This is a genomic window from Escherichia sp. MAL-1, from assembly GCF_052948035.1.
Window position 1 is genome coordinate 2,517,482 of record NZ_CM129609.1, and the last position, 22,191, is coordinate 2,539,672.

The 22,191-nt window shown below is 48.9% G+C and carries 17 protein-coding genes and 2 pseudogenes; 17 read left to right on the forward strand and 2 right to left on the reverse strand.

Going from position 1 to position 22,191, the window contains the following annotated elements:
• Nucleotides 1–51: 51 nt before the first annotated feature.
• Together safA and ydeO are read left to right on the forward strand one after the other, a co-directional pair.
• Nucleotides 52–249: a two-component system connector SafA gene (gene safA / locus ACU8XX_RS12505; protein ID WP_240765161.1), complete on the forward strand. Its 198-nt coding sequence runs from the start codon at nt 52–54 to the stop codon at nt 247–249.
• 74 nt (nt 250–323) lie between these two features.
• Nucleotides 324–1,085: an acid stress response transcriptional regulator YdeO gene (gene ydeO, locus ACU8XX_RS12510; protein ID WP_000060493.1), complete on the forward strand. Its 762-nt coding sequence runs from the start codon at nt 324–326 to the stop codon at nt 1,083–1,085.
• 392 nt (nt 1,086–1,477) lie between these two features.
• On the opposite strand, the gene ACU8XX_RS12515 is transcribed toward ydeO, so the two are convergent.
• A protein-coding gene (locus ACU8XX_RS12515) for an IS1-like element IS1A family transposase (RefSeq protein WP_103215986.1) occupies nt 1,478–2,175 on the reverse strand; the annotation gives its coding sequence in 2 pieces (ribosomal slippage) (nt 1,478–1,926 and nt 1,926–2,175; 699 coding nt in all).
• A 57-nt stretch (nt 2,176–2,232) separates the two neighbouring features.
• On the opposite strand from ACU8XX_RS12515, the pseudogene ACU8XX_RS12520 reads away from it, so the two are divergent.
• The 12 genes and pseudogenes from ACU8XX_RS12520 to ACU8XX_RS12575 form a co-directional block, all read left to right on the forward strand.
• Nucleotides 2,233–3,687: pseudogene (locus ACU8XX_RS12520) on the forward strand (M16 family metallopeptidase); the annotation flags it as partial.
• A gap of 361 nt (nt 3,688–4,048) precedes the next feature.
• Nucleotides 4,049–5,449 (forward strand): glutamate decarboxylase, encoded by a 1,401-nt coding sequence (locus ACU8XX_RS12525; protein WP_000358930.1) that lies wholly within the window; start codon nt 4,049–4,051, stop codon nt 5,447–5,449.
• A gap of 155 nt (nt 5,450–5,604) precedes the next feature.
• Nucleotides 5,605–7,140 carry an acid resistance gamma-aminobutyrate antiporter GadC gene (gadC, locus tag ACU8XX_RS12530; protein ID WP_000246018.1) on the forward strand — a complete coding sequence of 512 codons (1,536 nt, stop codon included), beginning with the start codon at nt 5,605–5,607 and terminating at the stop codon, nt 7,138–7,140.
• A 130-nt stretch (nt 7,141–7,270) separates the two neighbouring features.
• Nucleotides 7,271–8,590, forward strand: a complete 1,320-nt coding sequence (locus ACU8XX_RS12535; RefSeq protein ID WP_016242107.1) for a family 10 glycosylhydrolase — start codon at nt 7,271–7,273, stop codon at nt 8,588–8,590.
• A gap of 376 nt (nt 8,591–8,966) precedes the next feature.
• Nucleotides 8,967–10,349, forward strand: a complete 1,383-nt coding sequence (gene dosC, locus ACU8XX_RS12540) for a diguanylate cyclase DosC (protein ID WP_000426277.1) — start codon at nt 8,967–8,969, stop codon at nt 10,347–10,349.
• Nucleotides 10,350–10,373: 24 nt separating this feature from the next.
• Nucleotides 10,374–12,765 (forward strand): annotated as a pseudogene (gene dosP, locus ACU8XX_RS12545) (oxygen-sensing cyclic-di-GMP phosphodiesterase DosP).
• 257 nt (nt 12,766–13,022) lie between these two features.
• A complete protein-coding gene (ddpX, locus tag ACU8XX_RS12550) occupies nt 13,023–13,604 on the forward strand; it encodes a D-alanyl-D-alanine dipeptidase (protein ID WP_001285833.1) in 582 nt (193 codons plus the stop codon).
• A 13-nt stretch (nt 13,605–13,617) separates the two neighbouring features.
• Nucleotides 13,618–15,168: an ABC transporter substrate-binding protein gene (locus ACU8XX_RS12555; protein WP_016242104.1), complete on the forward strand. Its 1,551-nt coding sequence runs from the start codon at nt 13,618–13,620 to the stop codon at nt 15,166–15,168.
• A gap of 1 nt (nt 15,169) precedes the next feature.
• Nucleotides 15,170–16,192: an ABC transporter permease gene (locus tag ACU8XX_RS12560; protein WP_000145118.1), complete on the forward strand. Its 1,023-nt coding sequence runs from the start codon at nt 15,170–15,172 to the stop codon at nt 16,190–16,192.
• Complete coding sequence (gene ddpC, locus ACU8XX_RS12565) at nt 16,189–17,085, forward strand: D,D-dipeptide ABC transporter permease (protein ID WP_240765162.1); 897 nt, start codon at nt 16,189–16,191, stop codon at nt 17,083–17,085. Before ACU8XX_RS12560 ends, ddpC begins: the two co-directional genes overlap by 4 nt.
• A complete protein-coding gene (locus ACU8XX_RS12570) occupies nt 17,082–18,068 on the forward strand; it encodes an ABC transporter ATP-binding protein (protein WP_240765163.1) in 987 nt (328 codons plus the stop codon). The genes ddpC and ACU8XX_RS12570 overlap by 4 nt, the downstream gene beginning before the upstream one ends.
• On the forward strand, nt 18,061–18,987 hold the full coding sequence (locus ACU8XX_RS12575) for an oligopeptide/dipeptide ABC transporter ATP-binding protein (protein ID WP_001285536.1): 927 nt from the start codon (nt 18,061–18,063) through the stop codon (nt 18,985–18,987). The genes ACU8XX_RS12570 and ACU8XX_RS12575 overlap by 8 nt, the downstream gene beginning before the upstream one ends.
• A 55-nt stretch (nt 18,988–19,042) precedes the next feature.
• Here the strand turns inward: ACU8XX_RS12575 and osmC are convergent, their stop codons facing one another.
• On the reverse strand, nt 19,043–19,474 hold the full coding sequence (gene osmC / locus ACU8XX_RS12580; RefSeq protein ID WP_000152305.1) for a peroxiredoxin OsmC: 432 nt from the start codon (nt 19,472–19,474) through the stop codon (nt 19,043–19,045).
• Nucleotides 19,475–19,818: 344 nt separating this feature from the next.
• On the opposite strand from osmC, the gene bdm reads away from it, so the two are divergent.
• From bdm to maeA, 3 genes are all read left to right on the forward strand, one after another.
• Nucleotides 19,819–20,034, forward strand: coding sequence for a biofilm-dependent modulation protein (bdm, locus tag ACU8XX_RS12585; protein ID WP_000495771.1), 216 nt, complete (start codon nt 19,819–19,821; stop codon nt 20,032–20,034).
• Between the two features lie 101 nt (nt 20,035–20,135).
• Nucleotides 20,136–20,273, forward strand: coding sequence for a stationary-phase-induced ribosome-associated protein (gene sra / locus ACU8XX_RS12590; RefSeq protein WP_240765164.1), 138 nt, complete (start codon nt 20,136–20,138; stop codon nt 20,271–20,273).
• Nucleotides 20,274–20,429: 156 nt separating this feature from the next.
• Nucleotides 20,430–22,127, forward strand: coding sequence for a malate dehydrogenase (maeA, locus tag ACU8XX_RS12595; protein WP_000433465.1), 1,698 nt, complete (start codon nt 20,430–20,432; stop codon nt 22,125–22,127).
• Nucleotides 22,128–22,191: the final 64 nt, after the last annotated feature.

Here is a 22,191-nt window from a genome sequence, read left to right on the forward strand (position 1 = left end):
GCATACTGATTAACGATTTTTAACGTTATCCGCTAAATAAACATATTTGAAATGCATGCGACCACAGTGAAAAACAAAATCACGCAAAGAGACAACTATAAAGAAATCATGTCTGCAATTGTGGTTGTCTTATTACTGACACTTACGTTGATAGCCATTTTTTCGGCAATTACTCAGCTGAGTATTTCAGAAATGGGTCGCATTGCAAGAGATCTTACACATTTCATTATCAATAGTTTGCAAGGCTGAAAACAAACAGCAAATTATAAATATGAAATGTTAAAAAAGTATCGATAAAAACTTTATTGTTTTAAGGAGATAAAATGTCGCTCGTTTGTTCTGTTATATTTATTCATCATGCCTTCAACGCTAACATTTTAGATAAAGATTACGCCTTCTCTGACGGCGAGATCCTGATGGTAGATAACGCTGTTCGTACGCATTTTGAACCTTATGAGCGGCATTTTAAAGAGATCGGATTTACTGAAAATACCATTAAAAAATATCTACAATGCACTAACATCCAGACAGTGACGGTGCCTGTTCCTGCGAAGTTTTTACGTGCTTCAAATGTACCGACTGGATTGCTTAATGAAATGATTGCTTATCTCAACTCGGAAGAACGCAATCATCATAATTTTTCAGAACTTTTGCTTTTTTCTTGCCTGTCTATTTTTGCCGCATGCAAAGGTTTCATTACACTATTAACTAACGGTGTGCTATCCGTTTCCGGAAAAGTGAGAAATATTGTCAACATGAAGCTGGCGCACCCATGGAAGCTGAAAGATATTTGTGACTGCCTGTACATCAGTGAAAGCCTGTTGAAGAAAAAACTAAAGCAAGAGCAAACGACATTCTCACAGATTCTATTAGATGCCAGAATGCAGCACGCAAAAAATTTGATACGCGTAGAAGGTTCAGTCAATAAAATTGCCGAACAATGTGGTTATGCCAGTACATCTTATTTTATTTATGCGTTCCGCAAACATTTCGGCAACAGTCCGAAGAGAGTTTCTAAGGAGTACCGTTGTCAAAGTCACACGGGTATGAATACGGGCAACACGATGAGTGCTTTAGCTATTTGATTATTTGCTAACGAGTAGTCAACCACGCACGCTACGTAAGAATTATATGGGGCAGCCATTCCCTGCCCCGCGTTGTTTTTAGGCGATATATTTATTGAAATAAATAAGTGACATCCATCACATATTTATGCACTTGCATAACCTGTTGCATGATTATTTATGATCTCAATTCGGCATTTTGTCAGTAAAATGCAATAATTTATTAAATATCAATAAATTAGTTGTTTATCGGCGAGAAATTACTTAATAGAACAGAAAGTAATGTCAACGCTTTATGGACTGTTATTTCCCTTTTTTTAGCTAAATCTGCTATCTCTTTATGTGACTAACTTCACTTACATCCACTTATTTCTCTTCGTAAAATTACTTCGGAATTAGGTAATGACTCCAACTTATTGATAGTGTTTTATGTTCAGATAATGCCCGATGACTTTGTCATGCAGCTCCACCGATTTTGAGAACGACAGCGACTTCCGTCCCAGCCGTGCCAGGTGCTGCCTCAGATTCAGGTTATGCCGCTCAATTCGCTGCGTATATCGCTTGCTGATTACGTGCAGCTTTCCCTTCAGGCGGGATTCATACAGCGGCCAGCCATCCGTCATCCATATCACCACGTCAAAGGGTGACAGCAGGCTCATAAGACGCCCCAGCGTCGCCATAGTGCGTTCACCGAATACGTGCGCAACAACCGTCTTCCGGAGCCTGTCATACGCGTAAAACAGCCAGCGCTGGCGCGATTTAGCCCCGACATAGCCCCACTGTTCGTCCATTTCCGCGCAGACGATGACGTCACTGCCCGGCTGTATGCGCGAGGTTACCGACTGCGGCCTGAGTTTTTTAAGTGACGTAAAATCGTATTGAGGCCAACGCCCATAATGCGGGCTGTTGCCCGGCATCCAACGCCATTCATGGCCATATCAATGATTTTCTGATGCGTACCGGGTTGAGAAGCGGTGTAAGTGAACTGCAGTTGCCATGTTTTACGGCAGTGAGAGCAGAGATAGCGCTGATGTCCGGCGGTGCTTTTGCCGTTACGCACCACCCCGTCAGTAGCTGAACAGGAGGGACAGCTGATAGAAACAGAAGCCACTGGAGCACCTCAAAAACACCATCATACACTAAATCAGTAAGTTGGCAGCATCACCGGCAGCAGTTAAGAAAGAACCAGGACGCATTTTGGGAGCAAATGGTAAACAATGAGCTTGCCGCCAAAAAAGCATTGTCTCCTGCGGCTATCCTGGCGCTGGAAAAAGAGTACGCCAACAAAAAGCTGGCGGCTTACATCTTCCCAGGCAGAAATTTATCGTTAACAGTAGACGCTGACCCACAGGCGGAAATTAGCAGCAAAGAAACGCTGGCTGAGAATCTGACATCATTAACACTTTCCAATGGTGCCAGGGTTATTCTGGCAAAATCCGCGGGTGAAGAGCAAAAGCTACAAATTACTGCCGTATCGAATAAAGGCGATTTAAGTTTCCCTGCGCAGCAAAAATCACTTATCGCGCTGGCAAATAAAGCAGTTAGCGGATGCGGCGTTGGCGATCTCTCCTCTTCCAGCCTGAAACGCTGGAGTGCGGAAAACTCGGTAACCATGAGCAGTAAAGTCAGTGGCATGAATACGTTGCTCTCCGTTAGCGCACGGACTAATAACCCTGAACCTGGTTTTCAGTTGATTAACCAGCGAATCACCCACAGCACAATTAACGACAATATTTGGGCATCGCTACAAAATGCTCAAATTCAGGCGTTGAAAACGCTCGACCAGCGTCCAGCGGAGAAATTCGCCCAGCAGATGTATGAGACGCGCTATGCTGATGACCGCACGAAATTACTGCAAGAAAAACAGATTGCACAGTTTACTGCCGCAGATGCGCTGGCTGCCGATCGCCAGTTGTTTTCATCTCCAGCGGATATCACGTTTGTCATTGTCGGTAATGTCTCAGAAGACAAACTCGTGGCGTTAATTACGCGTTACTTAGGATCAATCAAACACTCTGATTCGCCATTAGCCGCAGGTAAACCATTAACTCGCGCGACGGACAACGCATCGGTTACTGTAAAAGAACAAAATGAACCTGTGGCACAGGTTTCACAGTGGAAGCGTTATGATTCCCGGACACCTGTTAATCTGGCGACGCGTATGGCGCTCGATGCTTTTAACGTCGCACTGGCAAAAGATCTACGTGTTAATATTCGTGAACAGGCATCTGGAGCATACAGCGTTTCTTCTCGCCTCTCGGTTGATCCTCAGGCCAAAGATATCAGTCATTTGCTGGCTTTTACTTGTCAACCAGAACGACATGATGAACTGTTAACGTTAGCGAATGAAGTGATGGTTAAGCGTCTGGCTAAAGGGATCAGTGAGCAAGAACTGAATGAATACCAGCAAAACGTTCAGCGCAGCCTCGATATCCAACAGCGTAGCGTTCAACAATTAGCGAACACTATTGTAAATAGTCTTATTCAATATGACGATCCTGCAGCATGGACTGAGCAGGAGCAATTGTTGAAACAAATGACGGTAGAGAATGTTAACACTGCCGTTAAACAATATCTTTCTCATCCGGTAAATACTTATACCGGAGTATTATTGCCAAAATAATAACAGCCCCGTCAACACATCGTTGGCGGGGATTTTAGCAATATTCGCTATTTTTATGTAATAATTTTATAAATGCGTTCAAAATAATAATCAAGTACTAATAGTGATATTTTAAGGTCTGATTTTTACGTGATAATTCAGGAGACACAGAATGCGCATAAAAATAACAGCATAAAACACCTTACCACCACCCAAGAATTTCATATTGTATTGTTTTTCAATGAAAAAATATTATTCGCGTAATATCTCACGATAAATAACATTAGGATTTTGTTATTTAAACACGAGTCCTTTGCACTTGCTTACTTTATCGATAAATCCTACTTTTTTAATGCGATCCAATCATTTTAAGGAGTTTAAAATGGATAAGAAGCAAGTAACGGATTTAAGGTCGGAACTACTCGATTCACGTTTTGGTGCGAAGTCTATTTCCACTATCGCAGAATCAAAACGTTTTCCGCTGCACGAAATGCGCGACGATGTCGCATTCCAGATTATCAATGACGAATTATATCTTGATGGCAACGCTCGTCAGAACCTGGCCACTTTCTGCCAGACTTGGGACGACGAAAATGTCCACAAATTGATGGATTTATCCATTAACAAAAACTGGATCGACAAAGAAGAATATCCGCAATCCGCAGCCATCGACCTGCGTTGCGTAAATATGGTTGCCGATCTGTGGCATGCGCCTGCGCCGAAAAATGGTCAGGCCGTTGGCACCAACACCATTGGTTCTTCCGAGGCCTGTATGCTCGGCGGGATGGCGATGAAATGGCGTTGGCGCAAGCGTATGGAAGCTGCAGGCAAACCAACGGATAAACCAAACCTGGTGTGCGGTCCGGTACAAATCTGCTGGCATAAATTCGCCCGCTACTGGGATGTGGAGCTGCGTGAGATCCCTATGCGCCCCGGTCAGTTGTTTATGGACCCGAAACGCATGATTGAAGCCTGTGACGAAAACACCATCGGCGTGGTGCCGACTTTCGGCGTGACCTACACTGGTAACTATGAGTTCCCACAACCGCTGCACGATGCGCTGGATAAATTCCAGGCCGATACCGGTATCGACATCGACATGCACATCGACGCTGCCAGCGGTGGCTTCCTGGCACCGTTCGTCGCCCCGGATATCGTCTGGGACTTCCGCCTGCCGCGTGTGAAATCGATCAGTGCTTCAGGCCATAAATTCGGTCTGGCTCCGCTGGGCTGCGGCTGGGTTATCTGGCGTGACGAAGAAGCGCTGCCGCAGGAACTGGTGTTCAACGTTGACTACCTGGGTGGTCAAATTGGTACTTTCGCCATCAACTTCTCCCGCCCGGCGGGTCAGGTAATTGCACAGTACTATGAATTCCTGCGCCTCGGTCGTGAAGGCTACACCAAAGTACAGAACGCCTCTTACCAGGTTGCCGCTTATCTGGCGGATGAAATCGCCAAACTGGGGCCGTATGAGTTCATCTGTACGGGTCGCCCGGACGAAGGCATCCCGGCGGTTTGCTTCAAACTGAAAGATGGTGAAGATCCGGGATACACCCTGTACGACCTCTCTGAACGTCTGCGTCTGCGCGGCTGGCAGGTTCCGGCCTTCACTCTCGGCGGTGAAGCCACCGACATCGTGGTGATGCGCATTATGTGTCGTCGCGGCTTCGAAATGGACTTTGCTGAACTGTTGCTGGAAGACTACAAAGCCTCCCTGAAATATCTCAGCGATCACCCGAAACTGCAGGGTATTGCCCAGCAGAACAGCTTTAAACATACCTGATAACGTTTAACGGTAACGGTGTCCCGAAACGAACCCGTTTCGGGACAATTTCCAAAGTCTGTTCACTGGCATTAGCAACGGAAAATATTGTTCTGAATACGCTTCAGAACAAAACAGGTGCGGTTCCGACAGGAATACCGTTTTAGGGGGATAATATGGCTACATCAGTACAGACAGGTAAAGCTAAGCAGCTCACATTACTCGGATTCTTTGCCATAACGGCATCGATGGTAATGGCTGTTTATGAATACCCTACCTTCGCAACATCGGGCTTTTCATTAGTCTTCTTCCTGCTATTAGGCGGGATTTTATGGTTTATTCCCGTGGGACTTTGTGCTGCGGAAATGGCCACCGTCGACGGCTGGGAAGAAGGTGGTGTCTTCGCCTGGGTATCAAATACTCTGGGGCCGAGATGGGGATTTGCAGCGATCTCATTTGGCTATCTGCAAATCGCCATTGGTTTTATTCCGATGCTCTATTTCGTGTTAGGGGCACTCTCCTACATCCTGAAATGGCCAGCGCTGAATGAAGACCCCATTACCAAAACTATTGCAGCACTCATCATTCTTTGGGCGCTGGCATTAACGCAGTTTGGTGGCACGAAATACACGGCGCGAATTGCTAAAGTTGGCTTCTTCGCCGGTATCCTGTTACCTGCATTTATTTTGATTGCATTAGCGGCTATTTATCTGCACTCCGGTGCCCCCGTTGCTATCGAAATGGATTCGAAGACCTTCTTCCCTGACTTCTCTAAAGTGGGCACCCTGGTTGTATTTGTTGCCTTCATTTTGAGTTATATGGGCGTAGAAGCTTCCGCAACCCACGTCAATGAAATGAGTAACCCCGGGCGCGACTATCCACTGGCTATGTTACTGCTGATGGTGGCGGCAATCTGCTTAAGCTCTGTTGGCGGTTTGTCTATTGCGATGGTCATTCCGGGTAATGAAATCAACCTCTCCGCAGGGGTAATGCAAACCTTTACCGTTCTGATGTCCCATGTGGCACCGGAAATTGAGTGGACGGTTCGCGTGATCTCCGCACTGCTGTTGCTGGGTGTTCTGGCGGAAATCGCCTCCTGGATTGTTGGTCCTTCTCGCGGGATGTATGTCACAGCGCAGAAAAACCTGCTGCCAGCGGCATTCGCTAAAATGAACAAAAATGGCGTACCGGTAACGCTGGTCATTTCACAGCTGGTGATTACTTCTATCGCGTTGATCATCCTCACCAATACCGGTGGCGGTAACAACATGTCCTTCCTGATCGCACTGGCGCTGACGGTGGTGATTTATCTGTGTGCTTATTTCATGCTGTTTATTGGCTACATTGTGTTGGTTCTTAAACATCCTGACTTAAAACGCACATTTAATATCCCTGGTGGTAAAGGGGTGAAACTGGTCGTGGCAATTGTCGGTCTGCTGACTTCAATTATGGCGTTTATTGTTTCCTTCCTGCCGCCGGATAACATCCAGGGTGATTCTACCGATATGTATGTTGAATTACTGGTTGTTAGTTTCCTGGTGGTACTTGCCCTGCCCTTTATTCTCTATGCTGTTCATGATCGTAAAGGCAAAGCGAATACCGGCGTCACTCTGGAGCCAATCAACAGTAAGAACGCACCAAAAGGTCACTTCTTCCTGCACCCGCGTGCACGTTCACCACACTATATTGTGATGAATGACAAGAAACACTAACCATGTCTGAATGGTTATAAGACAAGGGAGCGATAATTCATCGCTCCCTTTTTCGTGCTTGCTGTCGTATTGACTTAACCGGGATAAGTACGAGAATGAGCGCACATCTGTTTACCGGAAACCAGCACATATGGATATCTGCTCCCGAAACGAGAAATTAGCGATTAGAAGACCAGCGATACTGGTTGCACTGGCACTTTTACTGTGTAGTTGTAAAAGCACGCCTCCAGAGTCCATGGTGACACCACCAGCGGGTTCAAAGCCACCAGCCACGACGCAACAATCGTCACAACCGATGCGTGGCATCTGGCTGGCCACGGTGTCTCGCCTCGACTGGCCACCGGTTTCCTCGGTTAACATTAGTAACCCCACCAGCCGGGCCCGTGTACAACAACAGGCGATGATCGACAAACTGGATCATCTGCAACGTCTCGGTATAAACACGGTCTTTTTCCAGGTCAAGCCGGACGGTACCGCCCTGTGGCCATCGAAAATTTTGCCGTGGTCCGATCTTATGACCGGTAAGATTGGTGAAAATCCGGGTTACGATCCGCTGCAATTTATGCTCGACGAAGCCCACAAGCGTGGGATGAAAGTACACGCCTGGTTTAACCCCTATCGCGTATCGGTTAATACGAAGCCCGGTACTATCAGGGAACTGAATAGCACTCTGTCTCAACAACCGGCGAGCGTCTATGTGCAACACCGTGACTGGATCAGAACGTCTGGCGATCGCTTTGTCCTCGACCCGGGCATCCCTGAGGTTCAGGACTGGATCACATCAATAGTCGCAGAAGTGGTTTCCCGCTATCCGGTAGATGGCGTGCAGTTTGACGACTATTTCTATACTGAGTCACCGGATTCACGGCTAAATGATAACGAAACGTACCGCAAATACGGAGGCGCATTTGCGTCAAAAGCAGACTGGCGGCGCAACAATACTCAGCAGTTAATTGCAAAAGTATCGCACACCATTAAAAGCATTAAGCCGGGAGTCGAATTTGGCGTTAGCCCGGCAGGCGTGTGGCGTAACCGATCACACGATCCGCTCGGCTCCGATACCCGAGGCGCGGCAGCCTATGACGAATCCTACGCTGACACTCGTCGATGGGTGGAACAAGGATTGCTGGATTACATTGCTCCCCAAATTTACTGGCCGTTCTCACGGAGTGCCGCGCGTTATGACGTGTTGGCAAAATGGTGGGCGGATGTCGTTAAACCGACCAGGACCCGCCTGTATATCGGTATTGCCTTCTATAAAGTGGGTGAACCTTCAAAGATAGAGCCAGACTGGATGATTAACGGCGGCGTACCGGAACTGAAAAAGCAGCTCGATCTTAACGATGCGGTACCAGAAATTAGCGGCACCATCTTGTTCCGTGAGGACTATCTGAATAAACCGCAGACTCAACAAGCGGTCAGCTATCTGCAAAGTCGTTGGGGCAGTTAAACTCCCATTCTTACTTTGTAACAAGCCGGTACATTACCCACCGGCTTGTTACCCTCTTGAACTATCCCACTACTAATCATGCTTACTAAAGTCAAATTAACCATGCAATTAACCACACTTAGTTAAACAGCCATAAATCCCATAATAAAAATGTATGAATATGAAAAAACATACGATATTCGCTGTCACCGAAAAATAATTACGATGGGCTATACTCTTCTGAAGAACAGTAGCGTAGATTGAAACTGTCCTAAGTCGCTTATTTCTTTTCAGTATATCTTCATATTTCAGGAGAATATGGTGCAGTTAGTCGATCTCGCACGTTGCGTTTCGTTTTGATTCCGTCTGATTTCCCAGCCTTATAAGGGTGTGAATTATGGAGATGTATTTTAAAAGAATGAAAGATGAGTGGACCGGACTTGTCGAACAGGCAGATCCTCTCATTCGTGCTAAAGCCGCAGAAATTGCCGTTGCGCATGCTCATTATCTGAGTATCGAGTTTTATCGAATTGTCCGCATCGACCCGCATGCCGAAGAATTCTTGAGTAATGAACAAGTTGAGCGGCAGTTGAAAAGTGCGATGGAACGCTGGATTATTAACGTGCTTTCTGCCCAGGTTGACGATGTCGAAAGGCTAATACAAATCCAGCATACCGTCGCGGAAGTGCATGCCCGCATAGGAATTCCGGTAGAAATTGTCGAGATGGGGTTTCGGGTGCTGAAAAAAATCCTCTATCCGGTAATCTTCTCTTCGGATTATTCTGCCGCAGAAAAACTTCAGGTCTATCATTTCTCGATTAACAGTATTGATATCGCGATGGAAGTGATGACCCGCGCGTTTACCTTTAGTGACAGTAGTGCCTCAAAGGAAGATGAAAACTATCGTATCTTCTCGTTGCTGGAAAACGCCGAAGAAGAAAAAGAACGGCAAATAGCCTCAATACTTTCATGGGAAATAGATATTATCTATAAAGTCCTGCTGGATTCTGATTTAGGCAGCAGTTTGCCTTTAAGCCAGGCTGATTTTGGCCTGTGGTTTAACCATAAAGGTCGACATTATTTTAGCGGCATTGCCGAAGTGGGCCATATCTCCCGTCTGATTCAGGATTTCGACGGTATATTCAATCAAACCATGCGTAACACCAGGAATTTGAATAACAGAAGTCTGCGGGTGAAATTTTTATTACAGATAAGAAATACCGTATCGCAAATTATTACCTTGCTGCGTGAATTGTTTGAAGAAGTATCGCGCCACGAAGTCGGTATGGATGTACTGACGAAATTACTTAACCGCCGTTTCCTGCCGACTATCTTCAAACGCGAAATTGCCCATGCCAACCGGACCGGTACACCGCTGTCAGTGCTGATTATTGACGTTGATAAATTCAAAGAGATCAACGATACGTGGGGCCATAACACTGGCGATGAAATTCTGCGTAAAGTCTCTCAGGCCTTTTATGACAACGTCCGCAGTAGTGATTATGTTTTCCGCTACGGGGGCGATGAATTTATCATTGTATTGACTGAAGCTTCTGAAAACGAAACGTTACGTACCGCAGAACGTATTCGCAGTCGGGTGGAGAAAACCAAACTGAAAGCCGCAAACGGCGAGGATATTGCCCTCTCACTTTCCATCGGTGCCGCCATGTTTAATGGTCATCCTGACTATGAGCGCCTCATTCAAATAGCCGATGAAGCTCTGTATATCGCCAAAAGACGAGGTAGAAACCGTGTTGAACTCTGGAAAGCCAGTCTTTAGATGCGCCAGGATGCAGAGGTAATCATGAAGCTAACCGATGCGGATAATGCCGCCGATGGCATTTTTTTCCCCGCCCTTGAGCAAAATATGATGGGTGCGGTGTTAATTAACGAAAATGATGAAGTGATGTTTTTCAACCCCGCCGCAGAGAAGCTCTGGGGGTACAAACGTGAAGAAGTCATTGGCAATAACATTGATATGCTGATTCCGCGGGATTTGCGTCCTGCGCATCCTGAATACATTCGTCATAACCGTGAAGGCGGTAAAGCGCGCGTCGAGGGGATGAGTCGGGAGCTGCAGCTGGAGAAAAAAGACGGCAGTAAAATCTGGACCCGTTTTGCGCTATCGAAAGTGAGCGCCGAGGGGAAAGTTTATTACCTGGCGCTGGTACGGGATGCCAGCGTAGAAATGGCGCAAAAAGAACAGACCCGACAATTGATTATTGCCGTTGACCATCTCGACCGACCGGTGATTGTCCTCGATCCGGAACGCCATATTGTGCAGTGCAATCGCGCATTTACCGAAATGTTTGGTTACTGCATTAGCGAAGCCAGCGGTATGCAGCCCGATACACTCCTGAACATTCCTGAATTCCCTGCCGATAACCGCATTCGTTTACAACAGTTGCTATGGAAAACCGCCCGCGATCAGGACGAATTTCTGCTGTTGACGCGCACCGGTGAAAAAATCTGGATTAAAGCCTCTATCAGCCCGGTTTATGACGTGCTCGCGCATCTGCAGAACCTGGTAATGACTTTCTCGGATATCACCGAAGAACGGCAGATTCGCCAGCTTGAAGGCAATATTCTCGCCGCCATGTGCAGCAGCCCGCCATTTCATGAAATGGGGGAAATCATTTGTCGTAACATCAAATCTGTACTCAACGAATCGCATGTTTCGCTGTTCGCACTGCGCAACGGGATGCCGATACACTGGGCGTCATCTTCCCACGGTGCAGAAATTCAAAATGCGCAAAGCTGGTCAGCGACCATTCGTCAGCGTGATGGCGCGCCTGCGGGGATCCTGCAAATTAAAACCTCGTCAGGAGCAGAAACCAGCGCCTTTATCGAACGCGTGGCAGATATCAGCCAGCATATGGCCGCGCTGGCGCTGGAACAGGAAAAAAGCCGTCAGCATATTGAACAACTCATCCAATTTGATCCGATGACCGGTCTGCCAAATCGCAATAACCTGCACAATTACCTCGATGACCTGGTCGACAAAGCCGTCTCTCCCGTGGTGTATCTCATCGGTGTTGACCAATGTGATTGATAGCCTTGGCTATGCGTGGGCCGATCAGGCATTGCTGGAAGTGGTCAATCGCTTTCGTGAAAAACTCAAACCGGATCAGTATCTCTGTCGTATCGAAGGTACGCAGTTTGTCCTCGTGAGCCTCGAAAACGACGTCAGTAACATTACCCAAATCGCCGATGAGCTACGGAATGTGGTCAGCAAGCCGATAATGATTGACGATAAACCCTTCCCGCTTACCTTGAGTATTGGCATCAGCTACGACGTGGGTAAAAACCGCGATTACTTGCTCTCCACTGCTCACAATGCAATGGATTATATTCGCAAGAATGGCGGTAACGGCTGGCAGTTCTTCAGCCCGGCGATGAACGAAATGGTAAAAGAGCGTTTGGTTTTAGGCGCAGCGCTGAAAGAAGCGATTAGCAATAACCAACTGAAACTGGTTTACCAGCCGCAAATCTTCGCAGAAACGGGTGAACTGTACGGCATCGAAGCCCTTGCTCGCTGGCACGATCCCCTGCATGGTCATGTGCCCCCTTCACGGTTTATTCCTCTCGCAGAAGAGATTGGTGAAATCGAAAATATTGGGCGCTGGGTCATCGCGGAAGCTTGCCGTCAGTTAGCAGAATGGCGTAGCCAGAATATTCATATCCCGGCGTTATCCGTGAACTTGTCGGCGCTGCACTTTCGCAGTAATCAACTGCCTAATCAGGTGTCTGATGCAATGCACGCCTGGGGTATTGACGGCCACCAGCTGACGGTAGAAATCACGGAAAGCATGATGATGGAACACGATACCGAAATCTTTAAGCGCATTCAGATCCTGCGTGATATGGGCGTGGGCTTATCGGTAGATGATTTTGGTACGGGCTTTTCCGGATTATCCCGCTTAGTCAGTCTTCCGGTAACGGAAATCAAAATTGACAAAAGTTTTGTCGATCGTTGTCTGACCGAAAAACGCATCCTTGCCTTACTTGAAGCCATTACCAGCATTGGGCAAAGCCTCAATTTAACCGTCGTGGCGGAAGGCGTCGAAACCAAAGAGCAATTTGAGATGCTACGCAAGATCCACTGTCGCGTTATTCAGGGATATTTCTTTTCCCGCCCCCTACCCGCCGAAGAAATTCCAGGCTGGATGAGCAGCGTGTTACCGCTGAAAATCTGACAAATTCCTCTCGCCCGCACTCGCGGGTTTTCATTTAACGTGACACTGTCACTTAAATACTGTGATTTCAGCTACGATTCCGGGAGATTCCTTCCTTAACTTCCCCTCTTGCACCAAAACTGCACTACGCTGCACAAATGTTGATCAAAAGTTAAAAAATATAACTTTAAGCCAGCATTCTGGCGCTTATCCCGGCATGGCATGAGATCTGCATAAGCGGAAAGCGCAGCAATTTTTGTCTTATACAGGAACCGTTTATGTCGGATACCACCGAACTGGTTGATTTAGCCGTAATCTTCCCTGATCTGGAGATCGAATTGAAATACGCCTGCGCTGATAACATCACAGGTAAAGCTATTTATCAGCAAGCGCGTTGTCTGTTACACAAGGATGCGATTACCGCGCTGGCGAAAAGTATCAGCATCGCCCAGCTGTCAGGGTTACAACTGGTGATTTACGATGCGTATCGCCCACAACAAGCACAGGCGATGTTGTGGCAAGCCTGCCCAGACCCGCAATATGTTGTTGATGTGACGGTCGGTTCTAATCACAGCCGTGGCACGGCGATCGACCTGACGCTTCGTGATGAGCACGGGAACATCCTCGATATGGGCGCAGGGTTCGATGAAATGCACGAGCGCTCCCATGCCTATCACCCTTCCGTCCCGCCCGCCGCTCAGCGCAATCGGCTGTTGCTGAATGCGATAATGACTGGTGGCGGTTTTGTCGGTATCTCCAGCGAATGGTGGCACTTCGAATTACCCCAGGCAGCGAGTTACCCTCTGCTCGCTGATCAATTCTCTTGTTTTATATCCCCTGGCACACAGCACGTCAGTTAATCAGGAAACTGTCATGAAGAGATCGATATCGTTTCGTCCCACATTGCTCGCGCTCGTCCTTGCCACAAATTTCCCGGTTGCGCACGCCGCCGTACCAAAAGATATGCTGGTGATTGGTAAGGCCGCCGATCCACAAACCCTCGACCCGGCGGTAACAATAGATAATAACGACTGGACAGTGACCTACCCGTCTTATCAGCGGCTGGTTCAGTACAAAACGGACGGTGATAAAGGCTCAACCGACGTTGAAGGCGATCTGGCAAGTAGCTGGAAAGCGTCTGACGATCAAAAAGAGTGGACGTTCACCCTGAAGGACAATGCTAAATTTGCCGATGGCACACCCGTCACTGCCGAAGCAGTAAAACTCTCTTTTGAGCGGTTATTAAAAATCGGTCAGGGGCCAGCAGAAGCATTTCCCAAAGATTTAAAGATTGATGCTCCCGACGAACATACGGTGAAGTTTACCCTTAGCCAGCCATTCGCACCGTTCCTCTACACGCTGGCGAATGACGGTGCATCCATTATCAATCCGGCGGTGTTAAAGGAACATGCAGCGGATGATGCCCGCGGCTTCCTCGCGCAAAATACCGCCGGTTCCGGACCATTTATGCTGAAAAGCTGGCAAAAAGGTCAGCAATTAGTTCTGGTGCCAAATCCGCATTACCCTGGCAATAAACCGAACTTTAAGCGAGTATCGGTAAAAATTATTGGTGAAAGTGCCTCCCGTCGCCTGCAGCTCTCCCGTGGTGATATTGACATTGCCGATGCGCTGCCGGTGGATCAACTCAACGCCCTGAAGCAGGAAAACAAAGTCAATGTGGCAGAGTATCCGTCACTGCGCGTCACCTACCTGTATCTGAATAACAGCAAAGCGCCACTTAATCAGGCGGATCTGCGTCGGGCCATTTCCTGGTCTACCGATTACCAGGGAATGGTTAACGGCATTCTGAGTGGTAACGGAAAACAGATGCGCGGCCCGATTCCGGAAGGCATGTGGGGCTACGATGCGACGGCAATGCAATACAACCATGACGAAACGAAAGCCAAAGCTGAATGGGATAAAGTGACGAACAAACCCACCAGCCTGACGTTTCTCTATTCTGATAATGATCCGAACTGGGAGCCTATTGCTCTGGCGACACAATCCAGTCTCAACAAGCTGGGCATCAATGTGAAGCTGGAAAAGCTGGCGAACGCCACCATGCGCGACAGAGTGGGTAAAGGTGATTACGACATTGCGATTGGCAACTGGAGTCCGGATTTTGCCGACCCGTATATGTTTATGAATTACTGGTTTGAGTCAGACAAAAAAGGTCTGCCGGGTAACCGCTCGTTCTATGAAAACAGTGAGGTCGATAAGTTACTGCGCAATGCGCTTGCGACCACCGACCAGACGCAGCGTACCCGGGACTACCAGCAGGCACAGAAAATCGTCATTGATGACGCTGCTTATGTGTACCTGTTCCAGAAAAACTACCAACTGGCGATGAACAAAGGGGTGAAAGGCTTTGTGTTCAATCCCATGCTGGAACAGGTCTTCAATATCAATACCATGAGTAAATAACGTGACCTTCTGGAGTATTTTACGCCAACGCTGCTGGGGGCTGGTGCTCGTGGTGGCGGGCGTCTGCGTGATTACGTTTATTATCTCGCATCTGATCCCTGGTGATCCGGCGCGGTTACTGGCGGGTGACCGCGCCAGCGATGCTATCGTGGAAAATATTCGCCAGCAACTGGGACTGGACCAGCCACTGTATGTACAGTTTTACCGCTACGTCAGCGACCTGTTTCATGGTGACCTGGGAACATCCATTCGTACCGGGCGTCCGGTGCTGGAAGAGTTGCGTATATTTTTCCCGGCGACGCTGGAGCTGGCATTTTGCGCGCTGCTACTGGCACTCCTGATTGGCATCCCGCTGGGCATACTCTCTGCAGTCTGGCGAAATCGCTGGCTGGATCATCTGGTGCGAATAATGGCCATTACCGGAATCTCCACACCTGCGTTCTGGCTTGGGCTGGGCGTCATTGTGCTGTTTTATGGTCATCTGCAAATTCTTCCCGGCGGCGGAAGGCTTGATTACTGGCTGGATCCACCAACGCACGTTACCGGCTTTTATCTGCTCGATGCGCTGCTTGAAGGTAACGGTGAAGTCTTCTTCAATGCGCTGCAACATCTCATCTTACCGGCATTAACGCTGGCGTTCGTTCACCTGGGAATTGTCGCTCGCCAGATCCGCTCAGCGATGCTGGAACAATTGAGTGAAGACTACATTCGTACCGCCCGGGCCAGCGGCTTGCCCGGCTGGTATATCGTTTTATGTTATGCGCTACCCAATGCGTTGATCCCATCGATTACCGTATTGGGTTTGGCGCTGGGCGATTTGTTGTATGGCGCAGTGCTCACCGAAACCGTTTTTGCCTGGCCCGGAATGGGTGCATGGGTAGTAACATCAATACAGGCGCTCGACTTCCCGGCAGTGATGGGCTTTGCCGTCGTGGTTTCATTTGCTTATGTGCTGGTCAACCTGGTGGTGGATTTGCTCTATTTGTGGATTGATCCGCGTATCGGACGTGGAGGTGGTGAATGATGCTAAGCGAGGAAACGTCCGCCGTACGCCCACAAAAACAAACGCGATTTAACGGTGCAAAACTGGTATGGATGCTGAAAGGCAGTCCGCTCACCGTGACCGGCGCAGTCATCATTGTATTAATGCTACTGATGATGATTTTTTCACCGTGGCTGGCGACGCATGATCCCAACGCCATTGATTTAACCGCCCGCCTTTTGCCGCCTTCTGCGGCGCACTGGTTTGGCACCGATGAAGTGGGACGCGATCTGTTCAGCCGCGTACTGGTCGGCAGTCAGCAATCAATTCTCGCCGGATTAGTGGTGGTCGCCATTGCGGGTATGATTGGTTCGCTACTCGGATGTATATCCGGTGTGCTTGGCGGACGCGCAGACGCCATCATCATGCGCATCATGGACATTATGCTGTCGATTCCTTCGTTGGTACTGACAATGGCACTGGCTGCCGCTCTCGGGCCGAGTTTGTTTAACGCCATGCTGGCTATTGCTATTGTGCGAATTCCCTTTTATGTGCGCCTGGCGCGGGGGCAAGCATTAGTTGTACGCCAGTATACCTATGTTCAGGCGGCGAAAACCTTTGGCGCGTCGCGTTGGCATCTGATCAACTGGCATATTTTACGTAACTCCCTGCCGCCGCTGATCGTGCAGGCATCGCTGGATATCGGTAGCGCGATTTTAATGGCCGCCACGTTGGGATTTATTGGCCTGGGTGCTCAACAACCGAGTGCTGAATGGGGCGCGATGGTAGCAAATGGTCGCAACTATGTACTCGATCAGTGGTGGTATTGCGCATTTCCGGGGGCAGCGATTTTGCTTACCGCCGTTGGGTTTAATCTCTTTGGTGATGGTATTCGCGATCTGCTTGACCCGAAAGCAGGAGGAAAGCAGTCATGACCCAACCCGTTCTGGACATTCAACAGCTGCATTTGAGTTTCCCCGGTTTTAACGGTGATGTTCACGCGCTCAACAATGTGTCCTTGCAGATTAACCGCGGTGAAATTGTCGGTCTGGTGGGAGAATCCGGCTCAGGTAAATCAGTCACCGCAATGCTGATTATGCGTCTGCTACCGACGGGCAGTTATTGCGTACATCGGGGGCAGATTTCACTGCTGGGAGACGATGTTCTTAACGCTCGGGAAAAACAGCTTCGTCAGTGGCGCGGCGCACGAGTGGCGATGATCTTTCAGGAACCGATGACCGCCCTCAATCCGACACGTCGAATAGGTCTTCAGATGATGGACGTGATCCGCCATCATCAACCAACAAGTCGTCGGGAAGCCAGAGCAAAAGCGATTGCCCTGCTGGAAGAGATGCAAATCCCGGATGCCGTGGAAGTTATGTCGCGCTATCCGTTTGAGCTTTCAGGTGGTATGCGCCAGCGGGTAATGATTGCGCTGGCATTCTCCTGCGAGCCGCAATTGATTATTGCCGACGAACCGACTACGGCGCTGGACGTCACGGTGCAGTTGCAGGTACTGCGTTTGCTTAAACATAAAGCCCGCGCCAGTGGAACTGCGGTTCTGTTCATCAGCCATGATATGGCCGTGGTGTCGCAACTGTGCGATAGCGTTTACGTGATGTATGCCGGAAGCGTAATTGAAAGCGGCGTGACGGCAGACGTTATCCATCATCCCCGGCATCCGTATACCATTGGTTTGCTGCAATGCGCACCAGAACATGGAGTACCACGCCAGCTATTACCCGCCATTCCAGGGACGGTACCAAACCTCACCCATTTGCCTGACGGCTGCGCTTTTCGCGATCGTTGCTATGCGGCAGGTGCACAGTGTGAAAACGTCCCGGCGCTGACAGCGTGTGGTGACAACAACCAGCGCTGCGCCTGTTGGTATCCGCAGCAGGAGGTCATAAGTGTCTGACACGTTATTAACGTTACGCGACGTCCATATCAATTTCCCGGCCCGTAAAAACTGGCTTGGTAAAACTACGGAACATGTTCATGCCATTAATGGTATTGATTTACAGATCCGCCGTGGTGAAACCTTAGGGATCGTCGGCGAGTCAGGCTGCGGCAAAAGCACCCTCGCACAGCTTTTAATGGGTATGCTGCAACCGAGCCACGGGCAGTACATCCGTTCTGGCTCACAACGCATTATGCAGATGGTGTTTCAGGACCCGCTCTCTTCGCTTAATCCGCGCTTACCGGTGTGGCGCATCATCACAGAACCGCTCTGGATAGCTAAGCGTAGTAGTGAACAACAGCGGCGAGCGTTGGCAGAGGAGTTGGCTGTGCAGGTGGGTATTCGTCCGGAGTATCTCGACCGCCTGCCTCATGCGTTCTCCGGCGGGCAGCGGCAACGTATCGCCATTGCCAGAGCACTCTCTTCGCAGCCTGACGTGATTGTGCTTGATGAGCCAACCTCTGCGCTGGATATCTCCGTTCAGGCGCAGATCCTCAATTTACTGGTAACGCTACAGGAAAATCACGGGCTGACCTATGTGCTGATTTCACACAATGTCTCGGTGATACGTCATATGAGCGATCGGGTGGCGGTGATGTATCTCGGGCAGATTGTAGAACTGGGCGACGCGCAGCAGGTGCTGACGGCACCTGCACATCCATACACCCGATTATTGCTGGATTCCCTCCCCGCCATTGATAAACCGCTGGAGGAAGAATGGGCATTACGTAAAACGGATCTGCCGGGAAACCGCACGTTGCCGCAAGGCTGTTTTTTCTACGAACGTTGCCCGCTGGCAACCCACGGATGTGAAGTCCGGCAATCATTAGCAATAAGGGAGGACGGACGTGAGCTCCGGTGCTGGCGGGCGCTGTAGAGATGCTAACAACGCATCAGGCATTCACGCGCCTGACGCGTCATCCGGCAATGCTTTACGATTTCAACTGGTAATCCAGCGTAATTTCCGCTTTCAGTACCTGAGAGACCGGGCATCCTGCTTTTGCTTTCTGGATGATGCCGTCAAAGGTAGAGGCATCAATACCCGGCACCGCAACTTCACTCTTCAGTGCGATTTTCGTAATCGCAAAACCGGCATCCACTTTATCCAGCGACACATCGGCGGTGGTATCAATCGATGTTGGCGTGAATCCCGCTTCCCCCAGCATTAATGAAAGCGCCATTGAGAAACATGCGGCATGCGCTGCGCCAATCAGTTCTTCAGGGTTGGTTCCTTTTTCGCCTTCAAAACGCGTGTTAAATCCATACGGCTGTTGGTTCAGCACGCCACTCTCGGTGGATACTGTTCCCTTCCCGCGTTTGATATCGCCTTCCCAGTGTGCCTGACCTTTCTTATGGATTGTCATTGTTGCTCTCCTGTGGGCTTAAAAAGGAAATTATAGACTACGTGAGAAACAGCACGAGGATAAGCAGGATATTCCGAATAAAATCCGGCGAAAATATTACTTCTGCACTTAAATTAAATTCCCACAATAGATTACCGGGAATATATAACCCAAAAGATATTGTATCAATATTAATCGGATCATACCAATCACAATCCCTATGAATATCATGGTGTTAAAATATAAAAATCATCAACCAGGACTAATCTTAACAACGAAGCGGCAAATATTTGCCATGCTGAATGTGCTTTATAAATCTGCGATCCGTAGCAGACACCATAAATACACAGACACGGAGAATCACTATGTTTACTTATTATCAGGCAGAAAATTCAACAGCAGAACCCGCTCTGGTTAATGCCATTGAGCAAGGCCTTCGGGCACAGCACGGTGTTGTCACTGAAGATGACATTCTCATGGAGCTGACCAAATGGGTTGAAGCTTCTGATAACGACATCCTCAGTGATATCTACCAGCAAACGATCAATTATGTGGTCAGTGGCCAGCACCCTACGCTTTAAGGTGCTATGCTTGATCGGCAACCTAATTTAGGGGTTTAGCACGTGTTTCTTCGCTACAGCGATGTTGTCCTTAAAACTAGCTACAGGATTGAGGAGTTAAAATGAAATCGAACCGTCAGGCACGTCATATTCTTGGACTGGACCATAAAATTTCTAACCAGCGCAAAATAGTTACCGAAGGTGACAAAACCAGCGTAGTAAATAACCCAACCGGCAGAAAACGCCCCGCTGAAAAGTAATTCATAACCATCAGTCCTCAATGACGATTAAACACCATTGCCTGCGCAATGGTGTTTTTGTTTTTATCTGCTTTATACTTGAGGCCGACGCCCTGGCGGTAAAGCAAAGACGATAAAAGCCCCCCAGGGATGGATATTCAAAAAAGAGTGAGTGACATGGAACCAAAAACAAAAAAACAGCGTTCGCTTTATATCCCTTACGCTGGCCCTGTACTGCTGGAATTTCCGTTGTTGAATAAAGGCAGTGCCTTCAGCATGGAAGAACGCCGTAACTTCAACCTGCTGGGGTTACTGCCGGAAGTGGTCGAAACCATCGAAGAACAAGCGGAACGAGCATGGATCCAGTATCAGGGATTCAAAACCGAAATCGACAAACACATCTACCTGCGTAACATCCAGGACACTAACGAAACCCTCTTCTACCGTCTGGTAAACAATCATCTTGATGAGATGATGCCTGTTATTTATACCCCAACCGTCGGCGCAGCCTGTGAGCGTTTTTCTGAGATCTACCGCCGTTCACGCGGCGTGTTTATCTCTTACCAGAACCGGCACAATATGGACGATATTCTGCAAAACGTGCCGAACCATAATATTAAAGTGATTGTGGTGACTGACGGTGAACGTATTCTGGGGCTTGGTGACCAGGGCATCGGCGGGATGGGCATTCCGATCGGTAAACTGTCGCTCTATACCGCCTGTGGCGGCATCAGCCCGGCGTATACCCTTCCGGTGGTGCTGGATGTCGGAACGAACAACCAACAGCTGCTTAACGATCCGCTGTATATGGGCTGGCGTAATCCGCGTATCACTGACGACGAATACTATGAATTCGTTGATGAATTTATCCAGGCTGTGAAACAACGCTGGCCAGACGTGCTGTTGCAGTTTGAAGACTTTGCTCAAAAAAATGCGATGCCGTTACTTAACCGCTATCGCAATGAAATTTGTTCTTTTAACGATGACATTCAGGGCACTGCGGCGGTAACAGTCGGCACACTGATCGCAGCAAGCCGAGCGGCAGGTGGTCAGTTAAGCGAGAAAAAAATCGTCTTCCTTGGTGCAGGTTCAGCGGGATGCGGCATTGCCGAAATGATCATCGCCCAGACCCAGCGCGAAGGATTAAGCGAGGAAGCGGCGCGGCAGAAAGTCTTTATGGTCGATCGCTTTGGCTTGCTGACTGACAAGATGCCGAACCTGCTGCCTTTCCAGACCAAACTGGTGCAGAAGCGCGAAAACCTCAGTGACTGGGATACCGACAGCGATGTGCTGTCACTGCTGGATGTGGTGCGCAATGTAAAACCAGATATTCTGATTGGCGTCTCAGGACAGACCGGGCTGTTTACGGAAGAGATCATCCGTGAGATGCATAAACACTGTCCGCGTCCGATCGTGATGCCGCTGTCTAACCCGACGTCACGCGTGGAAGCCACACCGCAGGACATTATCGCCTGGACCGAAGGTAACGCGCTGGTCGCCACGGGCAGCCCGTTTAATCCAGTGGTATGGAAAGATAAAATCTACCCTATCGCCCAGTGTAACAACGCCTTTATTTTCCCGGGCATCGGCCTGGGTGTTATTGCTTCCGGCGCGTCACGTATCACCGATGAGATGCTGATGTCGGCAAGTGAAACGCTGGCGCAGTATTCACCATTGGTGCTGAACGGCGAAGGTATGGTACTGCCGGAACTGAAAGATATTCAGAAAGTCTCCCGCGCAATTGCGTTTGCGGTTGGCAAAATGGCGCAGCAGCAAGGCGTGGCGGTGAAAACCTCTGCCGAAGCCCTGCAACAGGCCATTGACGATAATTTCTGGCAAGCCGAATACCGCGACTACCGCCGTACCTCCATCTAAGCCTGCGCCCGGTAGTGAAGGCTACCGGGCTATTTCCCTCTCCCTTTTTCAGATCTCATCCATA

Coding starts and splice junctions, on each gene's coding strand:
- safA (WP_240765161.1), top strand. CDS start 52: ATGCATGCGACCACAGTGAAAAACAAAATCACGCAAAGAGACAACTAT.
- ydeO (WP_000060493.1), top strand. CDS start 324: ATGTCGCTCGTTTGTTCTGTTATATTTATTCATCATGCCTTCAACGCT.
- ACU8XX_RS12525 (WP_000358930.1), top strand. CDS start 4,049: ATGGATAAGAAGCAAGTAACGGATTTAAGGTCGGAACTACTCGATTCA.
- gadC (WP_000246018.1), top strand. CDS start 5,605: ATGGCTACATCAGTACAGACAGGTAAAGCTAAGCAGCTCACATTACTC.
- ACU8XX_RS12535 (WP_016242107.1), top strand. CDS start 7,271: ATGGATATCTGCTCCCGAAACGAGAAATTAGCGATTAGAAGACCAGCG.
- dosC (WP_000426277.1), top strand. CDS start 8,967: ATGGAGATGTATTTTAAAAGAATGAAAGATGAGTGGACCGGACTTGTC.
- ddpX (WP_001285833.1), top strand. CDS start 13,023: ATGTCGGATACCACCGAACTGGTTGATTTAGCCGTAATCTTCCCTGAT.
- ACU8XX_RS12555 (WP_016242104.1), top strand. CDS start 13,618: ATGAAGAGATCGATATCGTTTCGTCCCACATTGCTCGCGCTCGTCCTT.
- ddpC (WP_240765162.1), top strand. CDS start 16,189: ATGATGCTAAGCGAGGAAACGTCCGCCGTACGCCCACAAAAACAAACG.
- ACU8XX_RS12570 (WP_240765163.1), top strand. CDS start 17,082: ATGACCCAACCCGTTCTGGACATTCAACAGCTGCATTTGAGTTTCCCC.
- osmC (WP_000152305.1), bottom strand. CDS start 19,474: ATGACAATCCATAAGAAAGGTCAGGCACACTGGGAAGGCGATATCAAA.
- bdm (WP_000495771.1), top strand. CDS start 19,819: ATGTTTACTTATTATCAGGCAGAAAATTCAACAGCAGAACCCGCTCTG.
- sra (WP_240765164.1), top strand. CDS start 20,136: ATGAAATCGAACCGTCAGGCACGTCATATTCTTGGACTGGACCATAAA.
- maeA (WP_000433465.1), top strand. CDS start 20,430: ATGGAACCAAAAACAAAAAAACAGCGTTCGCTTTATATCCCTTACGCT.